This window comes from Devosia sp. MC532 (assembly GCF_016461625.1).
Classification (GTDB): domain Bacteria; phylum Pseudomonadota; class Alphaproteobacteria; order Rhizobiales; family Devosiaceae; genus Devosia.
This window is the reverse complement of the sequence record NZ_JAEMNZ010000011.1, coordinates 73,704-96,398: the sequence shown is the minus strand read 5'-3', so window position 1 is coordinate 96,398 and position 22,695 is coordinate 73,704. Positions and strand designations below refer to the sequence as shown.

The 22,695-nt window shown below is 57.9% G+C and carries 33 protein-coding genes; 11 read left to right on the top strand and 22 right to left on the bottom strand.

The annotated features are described in order from the left end of the window. Positions 1-110: 110 nt before the first annotated feature. The 7 genes from JHC09_RS14085 (at position 111) to folK (ending at position 5,022) form a co-directional block, all read left to right on the top strand. Complete coding sequence (locus JHC09_RS14085) at positions 111-362, top strand: GlsB/YeaQ/YmgE family stress response membrane protein (RefSeq protein ID WP_169194864.1); 252 nt, start codon at positions 111-113, stop codon at positions 360-362. Positions 363-557: 195 nt separating this feature from the next. Then, on the top strand, positions 558-1,541 hold the full coding sequence (locus JHC09_RS14080; RefSeq protein WP_199532450.1) for a sulfate ABC transporter substrate-binding protein: 984 nt from the start codon (positions 558-560) through the stop codon (positions 1,539-1,541). A 71-nt stretch (positions 1,542-1,612) separates the two neighbouring features. Then, positions 1,613-2,449, top strand: a complete 837-nt coding sequence (cysT, locus tag JHC09_RS14075; protein WP_199532448.1) for a sulfate ABC transporter permease subunit CysT — start codon at positions 1,613-1,615, stop codon at positions 2,447-2,449. Positions 2,450-2,477: 28 nt separating this feature from the next. Then, on the top strand, positions 2,478-3,266 hold the full coding sequence (cysW, locus tag JHC09_RS14070; protein ID WP_248309028.1) for a sulfate ABC transporter permease subunit CysW: 789 nt from the start codon (positions 2,478-2,480) through the stop codon (positions 3,264-3,266). Positions 3,267-3,350: 84 nt separating this feature from the next. Beyond that, a complete protein-coding gene (folP, locus tag JHC09_RS14065; protein ID WP_199532444.1) occupies positions 3,351-4,208 on the top strand; it encodes a dihydropteroate synthase in 858 nt (285 codons plus the stop codon). Further along, a complete protein-coding gene (gene folB / locus JHC09_RS14060) occupies positions 4,205-4,588 on the top strand; it encodes a dihydroneopterin aldolase (protein ID WP_199532442.1) in 384 nt (127 codons plus the stop codon). Before folP ends, folB begins: the two co-directional genes overlap by 4 nt. Next, positions 4,588-5,022 (top strand): 2-amino-4-hydroxy-6-hydroxymethyldihydropteridine diphosphokinase, encoded by a 435-nt coding sequence (gene folK, locus JHC09_RS14055; RefSeq protein ID WP_199532441.1) that lies wholly within the window; start codon positions 4,588-4,590, stop codon positions 5,020-5,022. The genes folB and folK overlap by 1 nt, the downstream gene beginning before the upstream one ends. On the opposite strand, the gene JHC09_RS14050 is transcribed toward folK, so the two are convergent. From JHC09_RS14050 to JHC09_RS14025, 6 genes are read right to left on the bottom strand one after another with little or no spacing between them, the layout of a single operon-like run. Next, the gene (locus JHC09_RS14050) at positions 5,019-5,795 is read right to left on the bottom strand and encodes an ATP12 family protein (RefSeq protein ID WP_199532439.1); all 777 of its coding nucleotides are present in this window, start codon (positions 5,793-5,795) and stop codon (positions 5,019-5,021) included. The two genes, folK and JHC09_RS14050, sit on opposite strands and share 4 nt — an antisense overlap. 1 nt (position 5,796) lies before the next feature. After that, a complete protein-coding gene (locus JHC09_RS14045; RefSeq protein WP_199532437.1) occupies positions 5,797-6,450 on the bottom strand; it encodes an HAD-IA family hydrolase in 654 nt (217 codons plus the stop codon). 8 nt (positions 6,451-6,458) lie between these two features. Then, complete coding sequence (locus JHC09_RS14040) at positions 6,459-7,448, bottom strand: RluA family pseudouridine synthase (RefSeq protein WP_169194873.1); 990 nt, start codon at positions 7,446-7,448, stop codon at positions 6,459-6,461. Further along, the gene (gene crcB / locus JHC09_RS14035) at positions 7,445-7,831 is read right to left on the bottom strand and encodes a fluoride efflux transporter CrcB (RefSeq protein WP_199532436.1); all 387 of its coding nucleotides are present in this window, start codon (positions 7,829-7,831) and stop codon (positions 7,445-7,447) included. The genes JHC09_RS14040 and crcB overlap by 4 nt, the downstream gene beginning before the upstream one ends. Next, the gene (locus JHC09_RS14030) at positions 7,828-9,150 is read right to left on the bottom strand and encodes a replication-associated recombination protein A (RefSeq protein ID WP_169194874.1); all 1,323 of its coding nucleotides are present in this window, start codon (positions 9,148-9,150) and stop codon (positions 7,828-7,830) included. The genes crcB and JHC09_RS14030 overlap by 4 nt, the downstream gene beginning before the upstream one ends. A 34-nt stretch (positions 9,151-9,184) precedes the next feature. Next, complete coding sequence (locus JHC09_RS14025; RefSeq protein WP_248309027.1) at positions 9,185-10,642, bottom strand: Do family serine endopeptidase; 1,458 nt, start codon at positions 10,640-10,642, stop codon at positions 9,185-9,187. Positions 10,643-10,898: 256 nt separating this feature from the next. Here JHC09_RS14025 and JHC09_RS14020 point away from each other — a divergent pair, with 256 nt between their 5' ends. From JHC09_RS14020 to JHC09_RS14005, 4 genes are all read left to right on the top strand, one after another. Continuing rightward, a complete protein-coding gene (locus JHC09_RS14020; RefSeq protein WP_169194875.1) occupies positions 10,899-12,080 on the top strand; it encodes a type III PLP-dependent enzyme in 1,182 nt (393 codons plus the stop codon). A 70-nt stretch (positions 12,081-12,150) separates the two neighbouring features. Next, complete coding sequence (locus tag JHC09_RS14015; RefSeq protein WP_199532434.1) at positions 12,151-12,696, top strand: AAA family ATPase; 546 nt, start codon at positions 12,151-12,153, stop codon at positions 12,694-12,696. Between the two features lie 91 nt (positions 12,697-12,787). Next, positions 12,788-12,943 carry a hypothetical protein gene (locus tag JHC09_RS14010; protein ID WP_199532432.1) on the top strand — a complete coding sequence of 52 codons (156 nt, stop codon included), beginning with the start codon at positions 12,788-12,790 and terminating at the stop codon, positions 12,941-12,943. 209 nt (positions 12,944-13,152) lie between these two features. Continuing rightward, the gene (locus tag JHC09_RS14005; RefSeq protein WP_199532430.1) at positions 13,153-13,599 is read left to right on the top strand and encodes an isopentenyl transferase family protein; all 447 of its coding nucleotides are present in this window, start codon (positions 13,153-13,155) and stop codon (positions 13,597-13,599) included. Positions 13,600-13,775: 176 nt separating this feature from the next. Here JHC09_RS14005 and rplQ read toward each other — a convergent pair whose 3' ends face one another. From rplQ to rplN, 16 genes are all read right to left on the bottom strand, one after another. Beyond that, positions 13,776-14,195 (bottom strand): 50S ribosomal protein L17, encoded by a 420-nt coding sequence (gene rplQ / locus JHC09_RS14000; RefSeq protein ID WP_169194877.1) that lies wholly within the window; start codon positions 14,193-14,195, stop codon positions 13,776-13,778. A gap of 32 nt (positions 14,196-14,227) precedes the next feature. After that, the gene (locus tag JHC09_RS13995; RefSeq protein WP_169194878.1) at positions 14,228-15,247 is read right to left on the bottom strand and encodes a DNA-directed RNA polymerase subunit alpha; all 1,020 of its coding nucleotides are present in this window, start codon (positions 15,245-15,247) and stop codon (positions 14,228-14,230) included. A gap of 98 nt (positions 15,248-15,345) precedes the next feature. Then, positions 15,346-15,738, bottom strand: coding sequence for a 30S ribosomal protein S11 (rpsK, locus tag JHC09_RS13990; protein WP_169194879.1), 393 nt, complete (start codon positions 15,736-15,738; stop codon positions 15,346-15,348). A 128-nt stretch (positions 15,739-15,866) separates the two neighbouring features. After that, the gene (gene rpsM, locus JHC09_RS13985) at positions 15,867-16,235 is read right to left on the bottom strand and encodes a 30S ribosomal protein S13 (protein ID WP_169194880.1); all 369 of its coding nucleotides are present in this window, start codon (positions 16,233-16,235) and stop codon (positions 15,867-15,869) included. A gap of 177 nt (positions 16,236-16,412) precedes the next feature. After that, entirely contained in the window at positions 16,413-16,982 is a 570-nt protein-coding gene (locus JHC09_RS13980) for an adenylate kinase (RefSeq protein WP_169194881.1), read from the bottom strand. Then, complete coding sequence (gene secY, locus JHC09_RS13975; RefSeq protein WP_169194882.1) at positions 16,979-18,313, bottom strand: preprotein translocase subunit SecY; 1,335 nt, start codon at positions 18,311-18,313, stop codon at positions 16,979-16,981. The genes JHC09_RS13980 and secY overlap by 4 nt, the downstream gene beginning before the upstream one ends. 128 nt (positions 18,314-18,441) lie before the next feature. Beyond that, positions 18,442-18,942: a 50S ribosomal protein L15 gene (gene rplO / locus JHC09_RS13970; protein WP_169194883.1), complete on the bottom strand. Its 501-nt coding sequence runs from the start codon at positions 18,940-18,942 to the stop codon at positions 18,442-18,444. An 18-nt stretch (positions 18,943-18,960) separates the two neighbouring features. Continuing rightward, a complete protein-coding gene (gene rpmD / locus JHC09_RS13965) occupies positions 18,961-19,149 on the bottom strand; it encodes a 50S ribosomal protein L30 (RefSeq protein WP_169194884.1) in 189 nt (62 codons plus the stop codon). Positions 19,150-19,170: 21 nt separating this feature from the next. Beyond that, positions 19,171-19,704, bottom strand: a complete 534-nt coding sequence (rpsE, locus tag JHC09_RS13960; protein WP_169194885.1) for a 30S ribosomal protein S5 — start codon at positions 19,702-19,704, stop codon at positions 19,171-19,173. 21 nt (positions 19,705-19,725) lie between these two features. Then, the gene (rplR, locus tag JHC09_RS13955) at positions 19,726-20,088 is read right to left on the bottom strand and encodes a 50S ribosomal protein L18 (RefSeq protein WP_169194886.1); all 363 of its coding nucleotides are present in this window, start codon (positions 20,086-20,088) and stop codon (positions 19,726-19,728) included. Positions 20,089-20,100: 12 nt separating this feature from the next. Further along, the gene (gene rplF, locus JHC09_RS13950) at positions 20,101-20,634 is read right to left on the bottom strand and encodes a 50S ribosomal protein L6 (protein ID WP_169194887.1); all 534 of its coding nucleotides are present in this window, start codon (positions 20,632-20,634) and stop codon (positions 20,101-20,103) included. A gap of 47 nt (positions 20,635-20,681) precedes the next feature. Continuing rightward, positions 20,682-21,080: a 30S ribosomal protein S8 gene (gene rpsH, locus JHC09_RS13945; protein ID WP_169194888.1), complete on the bottom strand. Its 399-nt coding sequence runs from the start codon at positions 21,078-21,080 to the stop codon at positions 20,682-20,684. A gap of 12 nt (positions 21,081-21,092) precedes the next feature. Next, entirely contained in the window at positions 21,093-21,398 is a 306-nt protein-coding gene (gene rpsN / locus JHC09_RS13940) for a 30S ribosomal protein S14 (protein WP_169194889.1), read from the bottom strand. A gap of 30 nt (positions 21,399-21,428) precedes the next feature. After that, positions 21,429-21,986, bottom strand: coding sequence for a 50S ribosomal protein L5 (rplE, locus tag JHC09_RS13935; protein ID WP_169194890.1), 558 nt, complete (start codon positions 21,984-21,986; stop codon positions 21,429-21,431). Beyond that, positions 21,979-22,290: a 50S ribosomal protein L24 gene (gene rplX, locus JHC09_RS13930; protein ID WP_169194891.1), complete on the bottom strand. Its 312-nt coding sequence runs from the start codon at positions 22,288-22,290 to the stop codon at positions 21,979-21,981. The genes rplE and rplX overlap by 8 nt, the downstream gene beginning before the upstream one ends. Beyond that, on the bottom strand, positions 22,290-22,658 hold the full coding sequence (rplN, locus tag JHC09_RS13925) for a 50S ribosomal protein L14 (RefSeq protein WP_169194892.1): 369 nt from the start codon (positions 22,656-22,658) through the stop codon (positions 22,290-22,292). Before rplN ends, rplX begins: the two co-directional genes overlap by 1 nt. Positions 22,659-22,695 lie beyond the last annotated feature (37 nt).

The window sequence follows — 22,695 nt, the reverse complement described above, 5'->3', positions numbered from 1 at the left end:
ATATGTGTCGGCATTTTTGTTTATTGCAGCAATTTTAGGCAGTTCTTGCCTTTTCTCCGTAGTGTGCCACGCTAAGCCCGTACAGACTCACTTCGCGAGGAGGCGAAAACATGGGTTTTGACGGTGTTGGAATTATTGGTGCGATCATTATTGGCGGCATCGCCGGATGGCTTGCCAGCATGTTCATGAATGCCGGTGGCGGCGTTCTCAAGAACATCCTGCTCGGCATCGTTGGTGCCATTATCGCCAGCGTTCTGTTTGGCCTGCTGGGAATTTCCTTCGGTGGCTGGATTGGTTATCTCGTCGCGGGCTTTATTGGCGCCTGCATAATTATCGGCATCGGACGCGCCGTGGCGAAATGAACTTGCGCTGGTCGCCACTGGCGGCCAGCACCTTTAGAATAAAATTCGCGCGGCCTTGAAGTCAGGCGCAATGGATTTGCGACTAAGTTTCATCGCGTAAATTACTCATCCAGTTCAGTCTTTTGGACCTTTACGACGCACCGCAAGCCGTTTCATCTCCATCTCAATTGCTCAAACCGATGGACTTGCGCCGTTATGAATAAGCTCCTTGTTTCCACTTTGGCTGCACTGACCGTTTCTGCTGCGCCGGTCTACGCTCAGCCCACCGACATCTTGAACGCCTCATACGATATTGCGCGCGAGCTCTTCGCCGCCATCAATGAGGCCTACACAGCCTCCGGCGCGACCGTCACGGTCAACCAGTCCCATGCTGGCTCCTCCGCTCAGGCCCGCGCCATTCTCGAAGGTCTGGCGGCCGACGTCGTGACCTTCAATCAGGTTACGGACATTCAACGCCTCGTGGACGGCGAATTCGTCTCGGCCGATTGGGCAACTGAGTTCCCGAACAACGCCACCCCCTTCTATTCCTTCCCGTCCTTCCTCGTCCGCGCTGGCAACCCAAAGAACCTCAACGATTGGGGTGATCTGGTGACCGAGGGCGTGCAGATCATCTTCCCGAACCCCAAAACCTCAGGCAACGGTCGCTACACCTATCTCGCAGCCCGCGCTTGGGCGACCGAGGAATACGCAGGCGACACCGCAAAGGTCGAAGAGTTCCTCACCAAGCTCTTCAACAACGTACCCGTTTTTGAAACCGGTGGCCGCGCTGCAACCACCGCCTTCACTGAGCGCCAGCTTGGCGACGTTCTGATCACCTTTGAGGCCGAAGCACTCGCAGTCGCCAACGAATTTGGCACGGACAAGTACCAGCCGGTCACGCCGTCTGTATCCTTCCTCTCCGAGTTCCCGGTTGCGATTGTCGATAAGGTCGTGGACGCCCGTGGCAGCCGCGATGTGGCCAAGGCCTATCTCGACTTCCTCTTCTCGCCAGAAGGTCAGGAAGTTGCAGCCGCAAACTTCCATCGCCCAACCAACGAAGAAGTCTTAGCCAAGCACGCAGATCGCTTCCCAGAAGTTCGCCTCGTGACCGTCGAAGAAGAGTTCGGCGGCTGGCAAAAGGCTGCCGAGGAACACTTCGCCGACGGCGGCCTGCTCGACAAGGTCTTCCTGAACCAATAACCCCTTCTGCCATACCTATTCTATCCGGCGGCGCAGCTTTTGTTGCGCCGCCAAGTCTATGAGAACACCCCATGGCAAAACCGCATTCTAAGCACTTGCTGCCCGGCTTCGGCCTCACCATGGGCGTATCTGTTTTTTACATCTCCCTCATCGTCCTCCTGCCCATCGCCGCCATCTTGCTCAAAGTGACGGGCATGGGTTGGGGCGAGTTCTGGCGCATTATCTCCTCAAACCGCGCCTTGGCCGCCTATCGCATCACCTTCAGCTCTGCCTTCTACGCCACCATCATCAATGGCATCGTCGGCATGCTCTTTGCGTGGGTTCTCACCCGCTATCGTTTCCCCGGTCGCCGTATTCTCGACGCTCTGGTCGACCTCCCCTTTGCCCTGCCGACAGCTGTCGCGGGCCTGGTCTTGGTGACGCTTTTCTCGGGAACCGGTTGGTACGGGCAATTCCTCGAGCCCAACAACATCAAGGTCAACTACACCCAGCTCGGCATCATCGCCGCCATGACCTTCACCTCCATTCCTTTCGTTGTTCGCTCTGTTCAGCCGGTGCTGGAAGATCTCGACGAAAGCTATGAGGCAGCAGCGCAAACCCTGGGCGCAAGCCGCTGGCAGATTTTCACCCGCGTTATCTGGCCCACCATCCTCCCCGCCTTCATCTCCGGCTGTGTGCTCTCCTTCGCTCGCTCGCTCGGTGAGTTCGGAGCGGTCGTCTTCATTGCAGGCAATCTACCGGGCATGACCGAAATCGTATCGCTGCTGATCTATATCCGCCTCGACGAGTACAATTACGAAGGCGCAGCGGCCCTCGCGACTGTCCTGCTTCTCGTCGCCTTCCTCACGCTCGTCGCCACCAACGCCCTCGCTGCTTGGCAAACGCGCTATGCCGAGAGGAATGGGTAAGACATTGTCCGGAATCAAAAAGCAAAGCATGACCGCCAACGCGTTGATTGCACTGGCCTTTGCCTTCGCCGCACTCATCTTGGTCGTGCCGGTCGCGCTGATCTTCACCTTCGCCCTGCGCGAAGGAATTGCCGTCTACCTCGCCAATATCATTGAACCCGGTACGCTCCACGCCATCTGGCTGACCGTGCTCGTCGCGCTCATCGCAGTTCCGGTCAACATTGTCGTCGGCACATCTTTGGCATGGCTCGTCACGCGCTTCCGTTTCCGTGGCCGCCAATTGCTCATCAGCTTTATTGAGCTCCCAGCGGCCATGAGCCCCATCGTCGCCGGTGTCGCCTATCTCTTCCTTTACGGCGGACAGGGCCTCTTCGGCCCCGCCCTCAAGGCCGCGAACATCCAAATCATGTTCACGCCCCTCGCCATTGTTCTTGTCAGTCTCTTCGTCACGGCCCCCTTTGTGGCGCGTGAGTTGATTCCACTGATGAGCCAGCAGGGCACGGAGGATGAAGAAGCGGCCCTATCTCTTGGCGCCAACGGCTGGCAGATGTTCTGGTTCGTCACCCTGCCCAACATCCGCTGGGCGCTGATCTATGGCGCAATCCTGACCAACGCCCGCGTCATGGGCGAGTATGGTGCGGTCTCCGTGGTCTCCGGCGCCATCCGTGGCCAAACGAACACCCTGCCCCTGCAGATCAATCTCTTGTTCAACGATTTTAACATCACCGGCTCCTTCGCCGCCGCCTCGACGCTGACCTTCATCGCCGTGCTGACCTTGATCCTAAAAACCCTCGTCGAAACCCGCGAAGGCAAATAGCGCTCCACAGCTTCCGCGGCGCGAACCATGACCCCGCCGCGTTTCTACGCTATGGGATGAGGGTCATTTCACGCGGAGCATTCGATGCACACGCACCACGCCTACACGCTGCGCAGCGGCCAGAAGCTCATTGCTGGGCCGCGCGCACTTGTCATGGGCATTCTCAATGTCACCCCGGATAGTTTTTCCGATGGCGGCACCCACGACAGTGTCGAGACTGCCCTCGCCCACGCGCAGACCATGGTTGCCGAAGGCGTGGACATCATCGACATTGGCGGCGAAAGCACGCGCCCCGGCCACGCGCCCGTCTCGGTTCAGGAAGAGCTCGATCGCGTCATCCCTGCGATTGACGCCATTCGCGCCGCTGGGATCACCACGCCCATCTCCATCGACACGATGAAGCCCCTCGTCGCCGATCAGGCCATTCAGGCCGGCGCTGACATCATCAACGATGTGAACGGGCTGCAGGCTGATCCCTATATGGCCGACGTCGCCGCCCTCTACGGCGTGCCGACTATTGCCATGCATTGGGACCGCAACTGGACCGCCGAAACGGACGTCATCCCCGCCATGATCGCCTTCTTCAACCAAACCTTGAAGATCGCTGCCGATGCGGGACTGGCGCGCGAAAACCTCATTTTGGATCCAGGCTTAGGCTTCTCCAAGACCCTGAATCAAAATTACAGCATCCTGCGCCAACTCCCTGAATTGATTCGCGCTTTCCCAGACCTCGCAACGCTCGTCGGCACTTCGCGAAAGTCGATGATCGGCAAGGTACTGGGCAACGAACCGAGCGAGCGCTTGGCAGGAACTTTGGCCACCACGGTTGCAGGTTACGAGCGCGGGGGCCATATCTTCCGCGTCCACGATGTTCGCGCCAATTCTGATGCGCTGCGCATCGCCCAAGCTACGCTCTACGGCCCCGAGGAGACCGCTCCATGACCACCCCATTCACCGGCGACCGTATCATCCTCAATGATCTAGGCTTTTTCGGCTATCACGGCCTTTTTGAGGAAGAAGCCAAGCTGGGCCAACGCTTCTTCATCGATTTGCAGTGCGGCGTCGATCTCAGCCCGTCCGGCGAAACCGACACCATCACCTCAACCGTCAGCTACGCCTCGATCTATGACGTGGTGAAAGCCGCCTTTGAAGCCAAGCGCTTCAACCTGATTGAAGCCGTCGCCCACACTATCACCAATGCGCTCTTCGCCGAGTTTCCTGACATCAACTGGATCATTCTGCGCCTGCGCAAACCCTCGGCCCCCATCGCTATGGTGTCGGGCGAAGCGGCAATTGAAATTCATCGCGTGAGACCAAACTAATGGCAAAAGCCTGGCTCAGCCTTGGCGCCAATATCGGCGACCCAGCCGCCCAACTCGAGCAAGCCATCGCGCTACTCGATGCGCACGACCACATCACCATCACCAAGCAATCGAGCGTCATACGCACGAAGGCTTGGGGCAAGACCGACCAGCCCGACTTCGCCAATATGGCCGCAGAAGTCGAAACGGACCTATCGCCCGTCGACCTCCTCCACGCTTGCCTCGACATCGAGCGCGACATGGGGCGCGTGCGCCACGAAGTCTGGGGCCCACGGCTCATTGATATTGATGTGGTGGCTTACGAGCGCGTGGTGATGGATACGACCAAGCTCATCTTGCCGCATCGTTTTGCCCATGAGCGGGACTTTGTTCTCGACCCGCTCACGGAGATTTCACCAGAAACGGCGCAGTGGATTGTGGAACGCGCGCGTTAACGCAGCGCGTCCACCACAGCGATAGCCACGTCAAACTCGACGCGGCGCTTGGCCCGGCGTTCCATCGCTTCATCATCTTCGCCCCAAAGGCGATTCTGGTGGTCTTCGTCGACATGCGCCGCGTCCCACACATCATTGGCTGTCAGCAGCTGATGAAGGTAAGCGATAGCCAGTAGACCCGAGCCGGTGATGCCGGTGATCGACACCAGCGCAGTCAGCGTCAGCAGCCCCTGCCCTTCAAGACCCGCATCGAGCTTTTCAAGCGTCGCCTTGGGCTGATCCTGATGCAGAATGCCAACAGTCGGCTGGAAGGCAACGTCGAAGTGCCGTGCCAGCTTCACCAGCGCACCGTCCCAGAGCTTGTCCTGCTCTTCCACCAATTCCTGTGGCGCATCGGCACGATAAAGTAGCAAATCACCAGCCGCGAACTTGACCACTTCAGCGCGGAAGGCCGGAGCCATTTCGTCGCCGCTCTCGATCGCCGAATTGATCAGGCGAACTGCCGGCATGGTCGCCGGGTCGATAAACTCGCCCTGCGCCGCCCACTCCTCGGCCATCGCCTGAGCCATGGACTGAACCGGCACGATAATCGGCTTTTTGTGGCCCGGCGTTTTGGTCTGCTTGCCGTCAAGCGTGACGACAAAGCCGTCCTCAACCCGCGCCACGTCCACTTCCTTGTAGAAGCGCTTCGGCAGTTCGGTCTGCTGCAAATGCTGTGCGCGACCGTAGCCGTCTTCCATGTGCTTGTGGGCTTCTTCAAGCTGGTCGCGCATGTCAGTTCTCCAATACTTGGTCGATAGCGGCCGGCAGGTCTTCGTATCTCTCGATAAGAATGTCCGCGCCAGCTCGGATCAGATCATCCGGCTCATGATAGCCCCACAGCACGCCAATAGCCTTGGTGCCTGCGGCCTTGCCCATTTCGATATCGAATGTGGTGTCGCCGATGATCACAGTCTGATGCGGCTGAGCGCCCGTTTCCGCCATAGCGGTCAACATCATGCTGGGATGCGGCTTGGATGGGTTATTGTCCGGCGTCTGCAGCGTCGAAAAATAGTGTTCGATACCATGCATCTGCGTAATGCGATGCACACCACGCAAGCCCTTACCAGTGGCAATGCCAAGCAGCGTTTCCTGCTGCGCATGCAAAAGGTCCAGCGTTTCGCGCGCGCCGGGATAAAACCCCTCGCGCTCCGCGCCGGTCGTCAGCATCGCCCGATAGCGGCTGCGATAGTCTTCGGCCATCTGCTCAGCCAATACCATATCGTCCGTCCCCATAAGGGTAGCGATAGCATTGGGGAGCGACAGGCCAATCACACGACGCGACTGCGCGGGCGTCGGAGGCGTTAGCCCCGCGCCCACGAAGGTTTGCGTCATATGTTCAGAAATCAAGGACTGGGTGTCGATCAACGTCCCGTCCATGTCGAACATGACGAGCCTCAAATGTCCGTCTCCGGATCATTCTTCTGCACGTCATAGCGGTCAGCATCGAAGCCAAGCGCTTCCCAGCTCTGACGCATATGGTCCGGCAGAGGCGCCGAAATATCGAGCTTCTTGCCGTTACGCAGTGGGATCGCTAGGCGACGCGCATGCAGGTGCAGGCCTTCGCCGAGCCCCGGCGCTTCTTGCCAGTTCTCAATATTGAAATAGCGCGGATCGCCGATGATCGGCGTACCGTTCTGCGCCATGTGGACACGCAACTGGTGGGTACGGCCCGTCACTGGCTTCAGAGTTACCCAGGCAAAGCGGCGGCTTGCCGTTTCGGTGGTCGAGAAATAGGTCGAGGAGTGAACTGCGCCCGGAGCGCCATTGCGCACCACAACCATCTGTTCCCCGTCCTCTGTCGCCTGCTTGGCGAGGAAGCACGAGATTTCGCCCTGACGTGGGGTCGGATTGCCCGCAACCAGCGCCCAGTAAATCTTACGGGCCGAACGCGAGCGGAACACGGCACCAAAGTGCTTGGCCGCCTGAGCCGTCTTGGCGACAACGAGACACCCGGAGGTATCACGGTCGAGACGGTGCACGAGGCGCGGCGCTTCACCGAGCTTGTTCGGCAGGTTCTTCAGCAGACCATCGAGGTGACGAGTGGTGTTGGTACCGCCCTGCACGGCAAGGCCTGCAGGCTTGTTGAAGACGTAGATGTCATCATCTTCATAAATGATGATGTCTTCGAGGAACCGCACATCGTCTTCATTCACCTTGAAGGCACGAACGGTATCCGGATCATCGATCGGCGGAATACGCACTGTCTGACCTTCGGAAAGGCGCGTGCTGGTCTCGACTTTCTTTTTGTCGACCTTCACTTCGCCATTACGAATGATCTTTTGCAGCCGCGCGAAACCCAACTGGGGGAAATGCCGAGCGAACCACCGGTCCAGACGCATACCATCGTCGTCTGCTGTTACTTCACGATGTTGTACGCCGCTCATGCTGTTCCACCTTTGGTCATTAGAAGCCCGAGATATAGCCCTATGAGGCAAACCACAACCGACAAGGCGACATAGATCACCGCCTGCGCCAGCGCGCCGCGCTCAATCAACGAAATTGTATCCAGAGAGAACGACGAAAACGTCGTAAAACCGCCCAAAACGCCGACAGCGAGAAACAATCTGATGTCTTCGGCATGGGGCGGCAAGAATCGCGCGAGCAGCCCAACCAGCACGCCCATCGCCAATGATCCCAAAACATTAGCGACAAGTGTTGCCACCGGGAATGTGCCGAACCAAAATCGTCCAACACCAAGCGCTAGGCCATCGCGGGCCATAGCGCCCAACGCTCCACCGATCCCGACGAGCGCAAAGTTCTGGATCATGATTTCTTATCACGTTCACGTTTAGCCGCGCGCAAACGGTCAAAATAGTCGACGCGCTTTTTCAAATCGCGCTCAAACCCGCGTTCAACCGGCTCGTAGAACCTCTGCCGACCAATCTTTTCCGGGAAATATTCCTGCCCCGAGAACGCCTCTGGCGTGTCGTGGTCATAAATATACCCTTCCCCATAGCCCTCGCCCTTCATCATCTTGGTCGGGGCATTGAGTATCACCATCGGCGGCGTTGGCGATCCCGAGGTTTTCGCAAGCGCGCGCGAAGCTTTGTAAGCGGTGTAGATGGCGTTCGACTTGGGCGCGAGCGCCAAATAGACCACGCAATTGGCCAGAGACAGCTCACCCTCGGGCGAACCGAGCATCTGATAGGCGTCTCTCGCCGCCACAGCATGAACAAGCGCCTGCGGGTCCGCTAGGCCAATATCCTCCGAGGCCATCCGAATAAGCCGCCGCGCGAGGAATAGCGGGTCCTCCCCCGCCTCCAGCATGCGATTGAAATAATACAGCGCCGCATCCGGGTCCGAGCCCCGAATGGTTTTGTGCAGCGCCGAGATCAGATTGTAATGCCCGTCCTGGGCCTTGTCATAGACCGGCGCACGCCGCTGCACGACCGTCAGCATGCTCGTTGGGTCGAGCACTTCGCCGTCCTGTGCCGAAGCGAGCAGTTCCTCCACCAGCCCGAGCATAGCGCGTCCATCGCCATCAGCGAGCGTCAGCAGCGTCTCACGCGCTTCTGGCGTCAGCGGCAGCGCAATCCCAAGATGCGTTTCAGCCCGCTGCAGCAGCTTTTCCAAATCGCCCGCATCAAGCGACTGGAACCGAAGCACTTGGCTCCGCGAGTTCACCGCCGCATTGAGCTCGAACGAGGGGTTTTCTGTCGTCGCCCCAACCAGCACCACCGTGCCGTCTTCCATCACCGGCAGAAAACTATCCTGCTGGGCCCTGTTGAAGCGGTGAATCTCATCGACAAACAACAGCGTGCGGTGCCCCGTCTGCCGTTCAAATCGCGCCGTCTCAAAAACCTTTTTAAGGTCCGCGACCCCCGAAAAGATCGCGGAAATCTGCACGAACTTATAGCCGATCTGATCGGCCAAGAGACGCGCCACAGTGGTCTTGCCCGTGCCGGGAGGCCCCCACAAAATCAGCGAGCCAAGTCGCCCCGAGGCTAACATACGCCGAAGCGTGCCGCCCTCACCCAACAGATGCGTTTGTCCTATGACCTCATCGAGGTTTTGCGGGCGCAACTGGTCGGCGAGAGGCCGGGCTCTATCAGTATCAGCAGGATCTGCAGCGAATAGATCAGACATGCCCGACCATTAGCAGGTTCCCTTCAAGCTTTCACTAGCCGCTCACAATGAAACGGCTGACCCGACCATCACGCTGAAGAATAATCTGCCATGTCCGCGTCCGCTGCGATGCCATTTGCGCAAAGCTAGCGGCGTCCGTCATCTGCACCTCATTGAGTTCCAGAATGATATCGTCAACTTGCAGGCCCATAGCGTCGGCAGGCGATCCACGAACCACCTCGGTCACCATGATCCCCTGCGCGTCATAGGCCAGCCCCTTGGCTTCCGCCAAAGCCGGGTCGAGCTGACGCACAGTAATGCCTGAGAAGCGGCTATTGGCGTCGATCGTTGCCACGCTATTGGCATCGGTCTGCGGCGCACTCTCAACCAAGAAGTTCACCGTCTCATTCACCCCGCCACGCAACCGCTCCAGCGGCACAGTCTCGCCGAGGGGGCGCGTGGCCAGCCGGAAATTGAATGCTGCCGGGTCCTCAACGCGCAACCCGTCGATAGACAGGATAACATCGCCCGGGCGGAAGTCCGCGCGCGCCGCCGGACCGCTCGGCGCCGTCTCCGTAATCATCGCACCATACGGCGTATCCATAGCCAGGCTCTGCGCAATATCGGCGGTCACCTTCTGCAGTTTTGCACCGAACCAGGGCCGGATAATCTCCCCACCCACAGCCCCCGCGTCAGCCACCACGCGCGCCATATTCGCTGGAATGGCAAAGCCGATACCCACCGAACCACCCGAGCGCGTGTAGATCGCCGTATTGATCCCCACCAGACGCCCATCCATATCGACAAGCGCCCCGCCGGAGTTCCCCGGATTAATCGCCGCATCCGTCTGGATGAAGAACTCATAGTCCGACACATCAACGCCGGTCCGCGCCAAGCCAGAAACAATGCCGCTCGTCACCGTCTGCCCAACGCCAAACGGGTTCCCGATGGCCAGCACCAAATCACCAACCAGCAGATCATCGCTGTCTGCAAACTCGAGCGCTGGGAATTCCACCCCAGCCGTATCCCGAACCTTCAACACAGCAAGGTCCGTCTGTTCATCCTGAACCACAACATCAACCGCGAACTCGCGCCCATCGCTGAGCGAAATCCGCACATCGGTCGCGCCCTTTATGACGTGAACATTTGTCAGGATGACCCCGCCCTCGCCCACGATCACACCCGAACCGAGCGATTGAGATTCGCGGGGCCGTGTCTCGAAGAAATTCTGTCCGAAGAAGCGCGAGAAAAACGGATCGGACGCAAAAGGCGAAGCCAATTGCTGCTCAATGCGCGTCGCATAAACGTTCACCACCGAGGGTGATGCAGCCTGAACAATCGGCGCAAACGACAACTGCACTGCTGCTTGCGACTGCGGCACCGCCCGAAGTGTGGCCCCACTTTCTTGCGCCACACTGGTCGCACCATTGTGCAAACCCGCAAAACCAAGGCTTGCCGCGACCGCAACACCGACCACAGCGACTGACGAAAACATGAGATTGCGCAATGACATACCGGATTCCTCGGAATCAAAACTCAAGGTCAAACCTGAGCTAATCTATCCCCCTAAAAGGCCTCGTAATTCTGTCATGAAAATGACCTTTAAACATTGTTGTTTCGAGGACGAAATTATCGTTTGCGCCCGGGGGCAAGCGGTCCTATATGCAGCGCTCATTTCATAAGTTTCCATCGAGGAAACCGGGAGCTTTACCACCCTCGGAAACGTTGTGACCCTTTCATAACTCCAGCCCCGAAAGGCCTGTTGTCCAATGACCGACGAGCCGAAGACCGTGTACGCCAACACCTCCGCACTGATTGCGGCTGAGGCACCGGATTATCCCTCATTTCTTTTCTCGGAGCGGGAGTTCCACAAGGCCGTAAAGGTCTTCAAGAAGGGCTTTGACGGCCTTCTCACCTATGCCGTTAAGTGCAACCCTTCCCCACACATCATTGCCCAGCTGCATGCTGAAGGCCTGAAGGCGTTCGACGTTGCCTCGAACACCGAAATGGAACTCGTGCGCGATTACGCGCCGGGTGCCGTCATGCACTACAACAACCCGATCAAGAACAAGCGCGAAATCGCCCGCGCTTATGAAGAGTTCGGCGTTCGCTCTTTCACCATCGACCACCCACAGCAGCTCGACCAGCTCGCCTCCGTCGTCGGCCCAAGCCGCGACGTTGAAGTCACAACCCGCTTCAAGGCCGGTAAGGCCCTGAAATCCTATGACTTCGGCATTAAGTTCGGCGTCATGGAACAGGGCGCAGCCGAAATCGTGCAGGCCGTCGAAAAGATGGGCTACACGCCAAGCCTGTGCTTCCACGTCGGCAGCCAGTGTGAAGACGCTTACGCCTATGAGCGCCACATTGCGGCAGCTTCGCGTATCGTTGAAGAAGCTGGCATCGAACTCAAGCGCCTCAACATCGGCGGCGGCTACCCAGCCCCCTACCCGACCAGCGAAGCGCCTCCGATGAGCCACTACTTCGACACCATCAGCCAGGCCGTCTCCGATCACTTCGGCAAGACCAAGCCTGAACTGATCATCGAACCCGGCCGCGCGCTCGTCACCTCCTCGACCTCGCTCCTGCTGCGCGTAAAACATCAGCGCGGCGGCCAGGCTGTGTACGTCAACGACGGTGCCTATGGCTCGCTGATGGAAGTGAAGTTCATGCACTTCACCCCACCACTGCGCGTCTGGCGCGGTCCGCGTGTCCACGACAACAATGGCGAATTCTCCGAGTTCACCATCTGGGGCCCAACCTGCGATAGCTATGACGTCCTCCCACAGGTCTTCACCTTGCCGGCGGATATCGATGAAGACGATTGGATCGAATTCGGTCTGATGGGCGCCTACACTCAGGCTTCCCTCACTCCGTTCAATGGCTTCGATCGCCGCGACCAATACTGGGTCGACGAAATCTACACCGGTAAGGACATGGCTCCCGCCGAGTAAGCCCGACTATCCCCTTTGATAGGCCGCTCTGGTTCACGCCGGGGCGGCTTTTTTTGTACGAGGATATCAAATGCCCGATTTCCCACCCCTAGAAAGCCTTGGCCGCCGCATCATGGTCCTCGGTCCGACCAATGCGGGAAAATCGACCCTCACCGAAGCTATCGCGCTCCGCACCGGCATTCCCCCCGTACACCTCGACCAATTGCGCCACCTACCCCACACAAACTGGATTGAGCGCGACGACGTCGAATTCAAGTCGCTGCATGACGCGGCGGTCGCGCGGGACGAATGGGTCATGGACGGCGGCTATTCAAAACTGATGGCGCCGCGTCTTGCCCGTGTGACGGGCATCATTGTGCTGGACGAACGCCTGTCGGTGCGCATGCGCCGCTACCTCTGGCGCTCGCTCTTCCAGCGACGCCGGCCGGGCGGTCTTGAAGGCCAGCGCGATTCCGTCACTTGGAAAATGCTGCACTGGCTATGGGCCTCGCGCAACAATGGCGAGAAATACCGTCAGCTGGCCCACCACCATTGCGGCCCCAACATCATAATCCATGACCAGACTGAACTCGACACACTCTATATCGCCTGGCGCCTTTCGCGCCCCCCGACTTGATCATCCCGGGACTGATCGCGCTTGCGGCGGCGCTTAACACGGCTTTCTCCACGCTCAGCCACCTCCCCCCGCCACAGCAGGTCTTCACACCTTGTCGGCGGATATCGATGAAGACGATTGGATCGAATTCGGTCTGATGGGCGCCTACACCCAGGCTTCCCTCACCCCGTTCAACGGCTTCGATCGCCGCGACCAATACTGCGTCGACGAAATATACACCGGCAAGGACATGGCTCCCGCCGAATAAGGATTTTTATCCTTCGCCAAATTACAAAAACGCCCTTGGGAAACCGAGGGCGTTTCGCTTTGCACGTCGTATCCCACCAGCCGCCACCCTCGGGCTTGACCCGAACGCTCTGCACTTAACTGGTGCCGCCTTATGGAACTCCACTCTCACCAGTGGCACTCATCCCACTGTCCCGCTACCCTATCCGCTCAAAAGTCGCGAGAGCACCGATGCACATCCCGCCCCTATCCAATTTCGGAAACCGCATCATGATCCTTGGCCCCACCAACGCGGGCAAATCGACCTTCACCATCGCGCTCGCAAACAAGCTCGGCGTGCCAGCCATCCACCTCGACCGCTATCGGCATTTGCCCAACACCATGTATGAGCAACGCCCCGACGCCGACTTCAAAGCGCTCTATGACGAAGCGGCCGCTCTCGACGGCTGGGTCATGGACGGCAGCTACTCCGCTCACTTCCCGGTCCGCCTCCCCCGCACCACAGGCATCATCGTTTTGGATGCAAACCTGCAGAAGCGCGTCAGCCGCTACATTTGGCGCACGATGTTCCAGAAGGACCGCCCCGGCGGTCTCGAAGGCAATCAGGACAAACTGACGCTCGAAATGTTTCGATGGTTATGGACAACCCGTGACCGCACCGTCGCCGTCCGGGACTAGGTGAAACTGAGCGGCAAGCCCTATGTCTTTACGCGCAACCCGCAAGAAACAGCGGCGCTCTACGCCGCCTGGAACCTCAAAAACCCGCATGCTTAAATCCGGACAACAAAAAACCGACCCCAGTTTCCTGAGGTCGGTTTCAAAGAGCTTATTCGCTGAGCCTAAGGCTCAATGAATTATGCTGCTTCCGATTCATCAGATGCGAAGGATGGACCGGAGTCCAGGCCCTTTGCATTGACGTCGCGGTCAACGAATTCGATGACTGCGAGCGGAGCATTGTCGCCGTAGCGGAAGCCAGCCTTCAGAATGCGGATGTAACCGCCCTGACGCTCAGCATAACGTGGGCCGAGGGTCGAGAAGAGCTTCTGAACCTGACCTTCGTCACGGATCTGAGCGATTGCCTGACGACGAGCGTGCAGGTCACCGCGCTTGCCGAGGGTGATCAGCTTTTCTACGATCGGACGCAGATCCTTCGCCTTTGGAAGGGTGGTGACGATCTGTTCGTGCTTGATCAGCGCAGCAGCCATGTTTGCGAACATGGCCTTACGGTGAGAAGAAGTGCGGCTAAACTTGCGGCCGGAATTACCGTGGCGCATGGTGGTCTCCTAAAAATCGTGGCAGCGCCGGATCAATAATGATCTTCGTAGCGCTTAGCGAGGTCATCGATATTCTCGGGCGGCCAATTTGGCACGTCCATCCCGAGATGAAGCCCCATCTGTGCCAGGACTTCCTTGATTTCATTGAGCGACTTACGACCGAAGTTCGGCGTACGAAGCATTTCGGCTTCCGTCTTCTGGATGAGGTCGCCGATATAAACGATGTTGTCGTTCTTGAGGCAGTTTGCCGAACGAACCGACAGCTCGAGCTCGTCGACCTTCTTGAGCAATGCAGGGTTGAAGGCGAGTTCCGGAACAGTGTCCTGGGCCTTTTCCTTGCTTGGCTCTTCGAAGTTGACGAAGACCGAGAGCTGGTCCTGGAGAATGCGCGCGGCATAAGCCACTGCATCTTCCGGCGACACTGCACCATTGGTTTCGACCTGCAGGGTCAGCTTGTCCTTGTCGAGGCTTTCGCCCGCACGGGTAGCATCAACCTTATAGCTCACACGGCGAACCGGCGAGAAGAGAGCGTCAACTGGGATATACCCAATTGGAGCGTCTTCAGGACGATTCTTGTCGGCTGGGACATAGCCCTTGCCGGTGTTAACGGTGAACTCGATGTTGATCTCAGCACCGTCGTCGAGGTGGCAAATAACCAGCTCTGGGTTCAGCACTTCGATATCACCGGATACCTTGATGTCACCTGCGGTAACAGCACCCGGGCCCTGACGTGTGAGAGTGAGGCGCTTAGGGCCTTCACCACCCATCTTCAGGGCGATTTCCTTGACGTTGAGCACGAGGTCAGTGATGTCCTCACGCACGCCCGGCAAGGACGAGAATTCGTGCAGGATGCCGTCGATCTGGATGGCGGTAACAGCCGCACCCTGAAGAGACGACAGCAGCACGCGACGCAGAGCATTGCCAAGGGTGAGGCCGTAACCGCGCTCAAGCGGCTCGGCAACTACCGAGGCCACGCGCGCGTTGTCGCTGCCCGAAACAATGTCCAGCTTGGTCGGCTTGATCAGTTCCTGCCAGTTCCTCTGGATCGTCACGGTATGGTCCTTTCAAATTAGCGGCCGCTAGAGCCGCTCCGCCGCAAACACAATAGAACTGCCGACCCGAAAAGGCCGGCAGCTTTCCAATGGTGTAATTAGACGCGACGACGCTTACGCGGACGGCAGCCGTTGTGCGGGATCGACGTTACGTCGCGGATCGACGTTACGTTGAAGCCTGCAGCCTGCAGAGCGCGCAGGGCCGATTCACGGCCTGAACCTGGACCACGAACTTCGACCTCAAGGGTCTTCATGCCGTGTTCCTGAGCCTTCTTTGCAGCGTCTTCTGCAGCTACCTGAGCAGCATATGGGGTCGACTTACGCGAACCCTTGAAACCCATCACGCCCGAGGAGGACCACGAAATCGTGTTACCCTGCATGTCAGCGATGGTAACCATCGTGTTATTGAACGAGGCGTTCACGTGAGCGACGCCAGAGGTGATGTTCTTGCGCTCTTTGCGACGGACGCGCGCGACTTCAGCTTTTGCCATAAAGGTCCTCTTGGGTATCGGCGCTGCCGTAATACCAGCAGCTCCACCATGGAAGTAGCGGCCCAAACCTCCCAGGTTTGCCCGCCCCTCCAAATTCCAACACCGTTCCGCTTATGCGGACGCGGTAATTACTTCTTCTTGCCTGCGATCGGCTTCGCTGGACCCTTACGGGTACGAGCGTTGGTGTGGGTGCGCTGACCACGGACCGGAAGGCCACGACGGTGACGCAGACCACGGTAGTTACCAAGGTCCATAAGACGCTTGATGTTCATCGCTACGGAACGGCGAAGGTCGCCTTCCACGATGTACTCGCGATCGATAGCTTCACGAATCTGAATTACTTCAGCGTCGCTCAGCTCATTAACACGGCGTTCAGCCGGGATATTAACCGACGTGCAGATATCGGTAGCGAACTTAGCGCCAATACCGTGAATATACTGCAGCGCGATAACAACGCGCTTGTTGGTCGGGATATTGACGCCAGCAATACGAGCCACGTCTGCTCTCCTTCATTCACACGCGCCGTCACGGCGGGTGCCTTTAAACAACAAGGGACCGGATTTCGACCCCCAACGATTGCGAGGAACCGAATCCAGCCCATTGATCCATGAGACTGATGCGGTTCTTTAAGGATAAGACCGGCCAGAGTCAACTGCCCTGCCCGGCCTTAGGAATTACTTACCGAGTGCCGTTTTAATGGCTCCGGTGACCTGGTCAACCGGTTCCATACCATCGACAGCCTTCAGCAGACCCTTAGCGGTGTAATACTTCACCAAAGGGGCTGTCTGTTCAGCATAGACGCCCAGACGATTGCGAAGAACCTCTTCGTTGTCGTCTGCACGGGCGCCGCCCGATTCCTTAGCGCGATTGATAACACGCTTTACCAGTTCGTCAGCCTCTGCCTTGATCTCAACAACAGCATCAAGAGCAATACCCTTGTCTGCCAGCATCTGATCAAGCGCCTCAGCCTGAGCAATCGTGCGCGGGAAGCCATCGAGGACGAACCCCGACTTGCAGTCCTCTGCATCGATACGCTCGGAAACAATACCGTTCACAATCGCATCAGAGACGAGATCACCACGGTCAACCACTGCTTTAGCTTCGAGGCCAAGAGGGGTTTGCGCGGCAATAGCCGCGCGCAGGATGTCGCCAGTAGAGAGCTGAGGGATACCGTAAGATTCTACGAGAATCTTAGCCTGTGTCCCCTTCCCTGCTCCCGGCGGCCCCAGAAGAATCAATCTCATCGACGCTTACCTCCGAGACGGGACTTTTTCAAAAGCCCTTCGTATTGCTGGGCAACCAAATGGCTCTGGATCTGGGTAACCGTATCCAAAGTCACCGTGACCATGATCAGAAGCGATGTTCCGCCGATGAACTGGCTGACGGCCAGCTGGCTGAAGAACACTTCTGGCAAGAGGGCCACGAAGGTTAAGTACAGTGCGCCAGCCACGGTAATGCGGGTCAACACATAGTCGATGTGAGCCGCAGTCCGTTCACCCGGACGAATGCCCGGAATGAAGCCACCAGAACGCTTGAGGTTGTCAGCCGTCTCGGTGGGGTTGAACACTATCGCCGTGTAGAAGAAAGCGAAGAAGATGATCAAGAAGGCAAATAGCGCCATATACAGCGGTTGCCCGCGGCCTAGTAGCGCAGTGACGGTTGTCAGCCACCCTGGAGCGTCGCCCTGAGCCGCGAACGACGCGATTGTCGTCGGCAGAAGCAGCAGCGAAGAACCGAAGATCACGGGAATCACACCAGCGGTGTTGAGCTTAAGCGGCAGGTGCGAGGTATCGCCCTGGAACAGCTTATTGCCAACCTGACGCTTGGGATACTGGATCAGCAAGCGGCGCTGAGCGCGTTCAAAGAACACGATGATTGCGATCACGACGAGAGCCAGAAGCAGCATGCCGATGCCTGCGAAGGCTGGCAGAGCGCCTGTACGGCTCAACTCGAGGGTCTGAGCGATAGTCGAAGGCAAGTTTGCCACGATACCAGCAAAGATGATCAGCGAAATGCCGTTACCGACACCGCGCGAGGTCATCTGCTCGCCCAGCCACATCAGGAACATGGTGCCACCAACGAGGGTGATCACGGTCGAGATGCGGAAGAACCAGCCTGGATTGAGAACCACGCCCTGACTGCCTTCCAGGCCAACGGCAAGGCCGTATGCCTGAACAGCGCAGAACAACACCGCCAAATAGCGGGTGTACTGGTTCATCTTGCGGCGACCCGCCTCCCCTTCCTTCTTCAGCGCTTCGAGACGCGGCGAAGCGGTCGCAACCACCTGCACAACGATCGAAGCAGTGATGTAAGGAATCAGGTTGAGGGCGAAAATTGCCATACGCTCAACAGCACCACCGGAGAACATGTTGAACATGCCGATGATGCCCTGCTGCGACTGTTCAAAAGTCGCGCGGAAAGCGTCAGGGTCAATACCTGGAACAGGAATGAAGGTGCCCAAACGATAAATAAGCAGCGCTCCCAGTGTGAACCAGATGCGCTGCTGCAGGGCCTTGGCCTTCGAAAAGGTCGAGAAACTTAAATTACGTGCCAGCTGTTCGGCTGCGGACGCCATATACCGCTCCTATGGCTTGAATGCCAAGTGCGCTCGGAGCGCCTAAGGAGCATACTAAATTGCCGCCCAGACGCAACAAACCAAAAAAGCGCACCCGGCCTCACGACCGGGTGCGCTCACTGACTGGATTAGACAGTGCGTGCTGGCTTCTTCCAGGTTTCCTTCACTGGGATCAGCTCAATCTTGCCACCAGCAGCTTCGATAGCTGCGGCAGCGCCCTTGGTTGCATAATCCACCTTGAAGGTAGCCTTGGAAGCCTTGAAGCCTTCTGCGCCGATCAGACGGACACCGTCCTTAGCGCGGCGGATAACGCCAGCAGCAATCAGAGCTGCCGAGTCGATAACTGCCTTGGCATCAAGCTTGCCAGAGTCGATGTAGGCCTGGATGCGGTCAATGCGGACTTCGTTGAAATCCGATGGATTCCAAGCATTGAAGCCACGCTTTGGCATACGCATGTGAAGGGGCATCTGGCCGCCTTCAAAGCCGTTGATCGCAACACCAGAACGTGCAGTCTGGCCCTTGCCGCCACGGCCGCCGGTCTTACCAACGCCCGAACCGATGCCACGGCCCACGCGAACGCGGACCTTGTTTGCACCTGGGTTGTCGCGAAGTTCGTTCAAACGAGTCATTGTTCTACCGACCTTCTCTTACTCGCCGACGACGCGGACGAGGTGCCCGACCTTATTGATCATGCCACGTACTTCCGGCGTATCAATGAGCTCGCGCTGCTTGTTCATCTTGTTCAGCCCGAGACCGATAAGGGTCGCGCGCTGGCTCTTTTCGCGGCGGATTGGCGAACCAACCTGCTTCACGATAATGGTCTTTTGATTGGCCATAGTTGTGTCTCCTGGCCGGTCTTACGCTTCGACCGAAGCTTCGCCGCGGCGAGCTTGCAGTTCCGAAACCTTAAGGCCGCGACGGGCAGCCACGGAACGTGGGCTATCAACGCGCTTGAGCGCATCGAAAGTAGCACGAACCATGTTGTACGGGTTAGCCGTACCCTGCGACTTAGCAACGATGTCGTTGATACCAAGCGTTTCGAAAACCGCACGCATTGGACCACCGGCGATGATACCAGTACCCGGAACGGCTGCACGCAGGATCACCTTACCAGCGCCGTGGCGACCGGTAACATCGTGATGGAGCGTACGTGCGTCGCGGAGCGGCACGCGGATCATCTGGCGCTTAGCCTGTTCGGTTGCCTTACGGATTGCTTCAGGAACTTCACGGGCCTTACCGTGACCGAACCCAACGCGACCCTTCTGGTCACCAACTACGACGAGGGCAGCGAAACCGAAGCGACGGCCGCCCTTCACTACCTTAGCCACACGGTTGATGTGGACCAGGCGATCGACGAACTCGCTTTCGCGTTCTTGAACGTCTCTGCTCATAATCTTCTCTTCCTCGCCGTATTAGAACTGCAGACCGCCCTCACGGGCAGCGTCTGCAAGGGCCTTAACACGGCCGTGATAGATGTAGGCGCCGCGGTCGAACACCACTTCGGTCACGCCAGCCTTCGAACCGCGCTCAGCAATCAGCTTGCCAATTGCAGCAGCGGCTTCGGCTGTACCACCGTTGGTGATGGTTGCACGAACGTCCTTGTCGAGCGTCGAAGCGGCAGCGAGTGTGCGGCCAGCTGCGTCGTCGATGATCTGTGCGTACATATTCTTGCCTGAACGGAAAACCGACAGACGTGGGCGACCGAAGGCACGAGCCTTGAGCGCCTTGCGGACACGAGCCTTGCGGCGGTCCGCACCCTTTGCAGAAATAGCCATAGGTGGCGCTCCTTACTTCTTCTTGCCTTCTTTGCGGAAGACCTGCTCGCCAGCGTAACGCACGCCCTTGCCCTTGTAGGGCTCAGGGGGACGCCAGCTGCGGATCTCAGCCGCAACCTGGCCAACAGCCTGCTTATCGATGCCAGTTACGACGATTTCCGTCGGAACCGGCACCGCAAGCGTGATGCCTTCAGGAGCGTTATAAATCACTTCGTGGCTGAAACCGAGCGAGAGCTTAACGTCCTTGCCCTGCATCGCGGCGCGGTAACCCACGCCTTGAATTGCCAACTTCTTTTCGAAGCCTGCGCTCACACCGGTGACCATGTTCTGGATCAGCGCGCGTGTGGTGCCCCAGGCAGCGCGAGCAAAACGGCTATCATTTGCAGGAACAACGGAGATACCGTCGTCGCCCTGCTCTACGTTGACGATATCCATGAGCTGGAGGCTCAGTTCGCCCTTCGGGCCCTTTGCGGACACGGTACGACCATCGATCGTTACCGTAACACCGCTAACCGGGGCCACCGGTTTCTTGCCAGTACGTGACATATTCTTTCCTTGAGTAATCGTCTTACCGTACTTCTAAGCCAAATGGCTTAGAAGACGCGGCAGAGTACCTCGCCACCCACATTGGCAGCCTTAGCTTCGTGGTCGGCCATCACACCCTTAGGGGTGGAGAGGATCGACACGCCGAGGCCATTAGCAACCTGTGGAATATTCTTGACGGAGGCGTAAACGCGACGGCCCGGACGCGACACGCGTTCGATGGTGCGGATAACGCCTTCATTGTCAGAATACTTCAGTTCAATTTCGTATTCGGCAGCGCCGTTTTCGAACTTGGTTTCCGAGTAGCCGCGAATAAAGCCCTCGGACTGAAGAACGTCCAGCACACGACCACGGAGGGTCGACGCTGGGGTCGTTACGGTGTTCCGGCGACGCATTTGTGCGTTCCGGATACGGGTCAGCATATCGCCGATTGGATCGGAAAAGCTCATCTTAGTTTCTCCTTACCAGCTCGACTTTACCAGACCCGGGATGAGACCCAGGTTGCCCAGCTGACGCAGGGCAATACGGCTCATCTTGAGCTTGCGGTAGTAAGCGCGCGGACGGCCCGACACTTCACAACGGTTGCGAACGCGGATCTGAGCCGAGTTGCGTGGAAGTTCAGCGAGCTTCAAGCTTGCCTTGAAGCGTTCTTCAATCGGCGTTTCCTGGTTCATCACAGTTGCCTTCAGCGCAGCGCGCTTATCGGCATACTGAGCGGCCAGAACTGCGCGCTTCTTGTTCTTTTCAATGGAACTGGTCTTTGCCATATCCTGATCCTCTATCCCTTCCCTATCCGCTTACGCGCGGAATGGGAAGTTGAAAGCCTTAAGAAGCGCACGCGCTTCATCATCTGTACGGGCTGTGGTGCAAACCACGATATCCATACCCCAAACCTGATCGATCTGATCATAGTTAATTTCTGGGAAGATGATGTGTTCCTTGATACCCATGGCGTAGTTGCCACGGCCATCAAAGGCGTTCGGGTTGAGGCCACGGAAGTCGCGAACGCGAGGCAACGCGATGTTTACCAGGCGGTCCATGAATTCATACATGCGGACGCCACGAAGGGTAACCTTCACGCCCAGCGGCATGTTTTCACGTACCTTGAAGCCTGCAATCGACTTGCGAGCGTAGGTGATGATTGGCTTCTGACCAGCGATGAGTTCCATCTGCTCAGCAGCGGACTTCACCTTCTTGGTGTCAGCAACGGCTTCACCAACGCCCATGTTCAGGACGATCTTTTCCAGGCGCGGAAGCTGCATGACGTTCTTGTACTCGAACTGCTTGAGCAGCTCGGGCTTGATCGATTCGTCATACTGGGTGCGCAGGCGCGGAACGTAAACGGTCTCAGCCATTGATCGCATCTCCGGTGGTCTTAGCAACGCGGGTCTTCACGCCATCGGTGATCTGGAAACCAACACGGGTTGGCTTACCATTCGCGTCTGCAACTGCAAGGTTCGACAGGTGGATCGGTGCTTCTTTCGAGAAGATACCGGAGTCCTGCGTAGCAGTCTGCTTCTGGTGGCGACGTACAAGGTTGATACCCTGTACGAGCGCACGGTTTTCGGTCGGGAAGATCTGCAAGACCGAACCGGTCTTACCCTTATCCTTACCTGCAAGGACGACTACCTTGTCGCCCTTCTTAATCTTGGCGGCCATTACAGCACCTCTGGGGCGAGCGAGATGATCTTCATTTGGTTCTTAGCGCGAAGTTCACGCGGAACTGGTCCGAAGATACGGGTGCCGATTGGTTCTTTCTGATTGTTCAGAAGAACTGCGGCGTTCTTGTCGAAACGGATGACGGTGCCATCTGGGCGACGGATGTCGGTTGCGGTGCGAACGACCACAGCCTTCATTACCTGGCCCTTCTTAACGCGGCCACGCGGAATAGCGTCCTTGACCGAAACGACAATAATGTCGCCGACCGAGGCGTACTTGCGATGCGAACCGCCCAGCACCTTGATGCACATTACTCGCTTGGCGCCGGAATTATCGGCGACGTCGAGGTTGGACTGCATCTGGATCATGACTGGATGCCTTCTAGTTTGTCGGCAGCACCGCTAA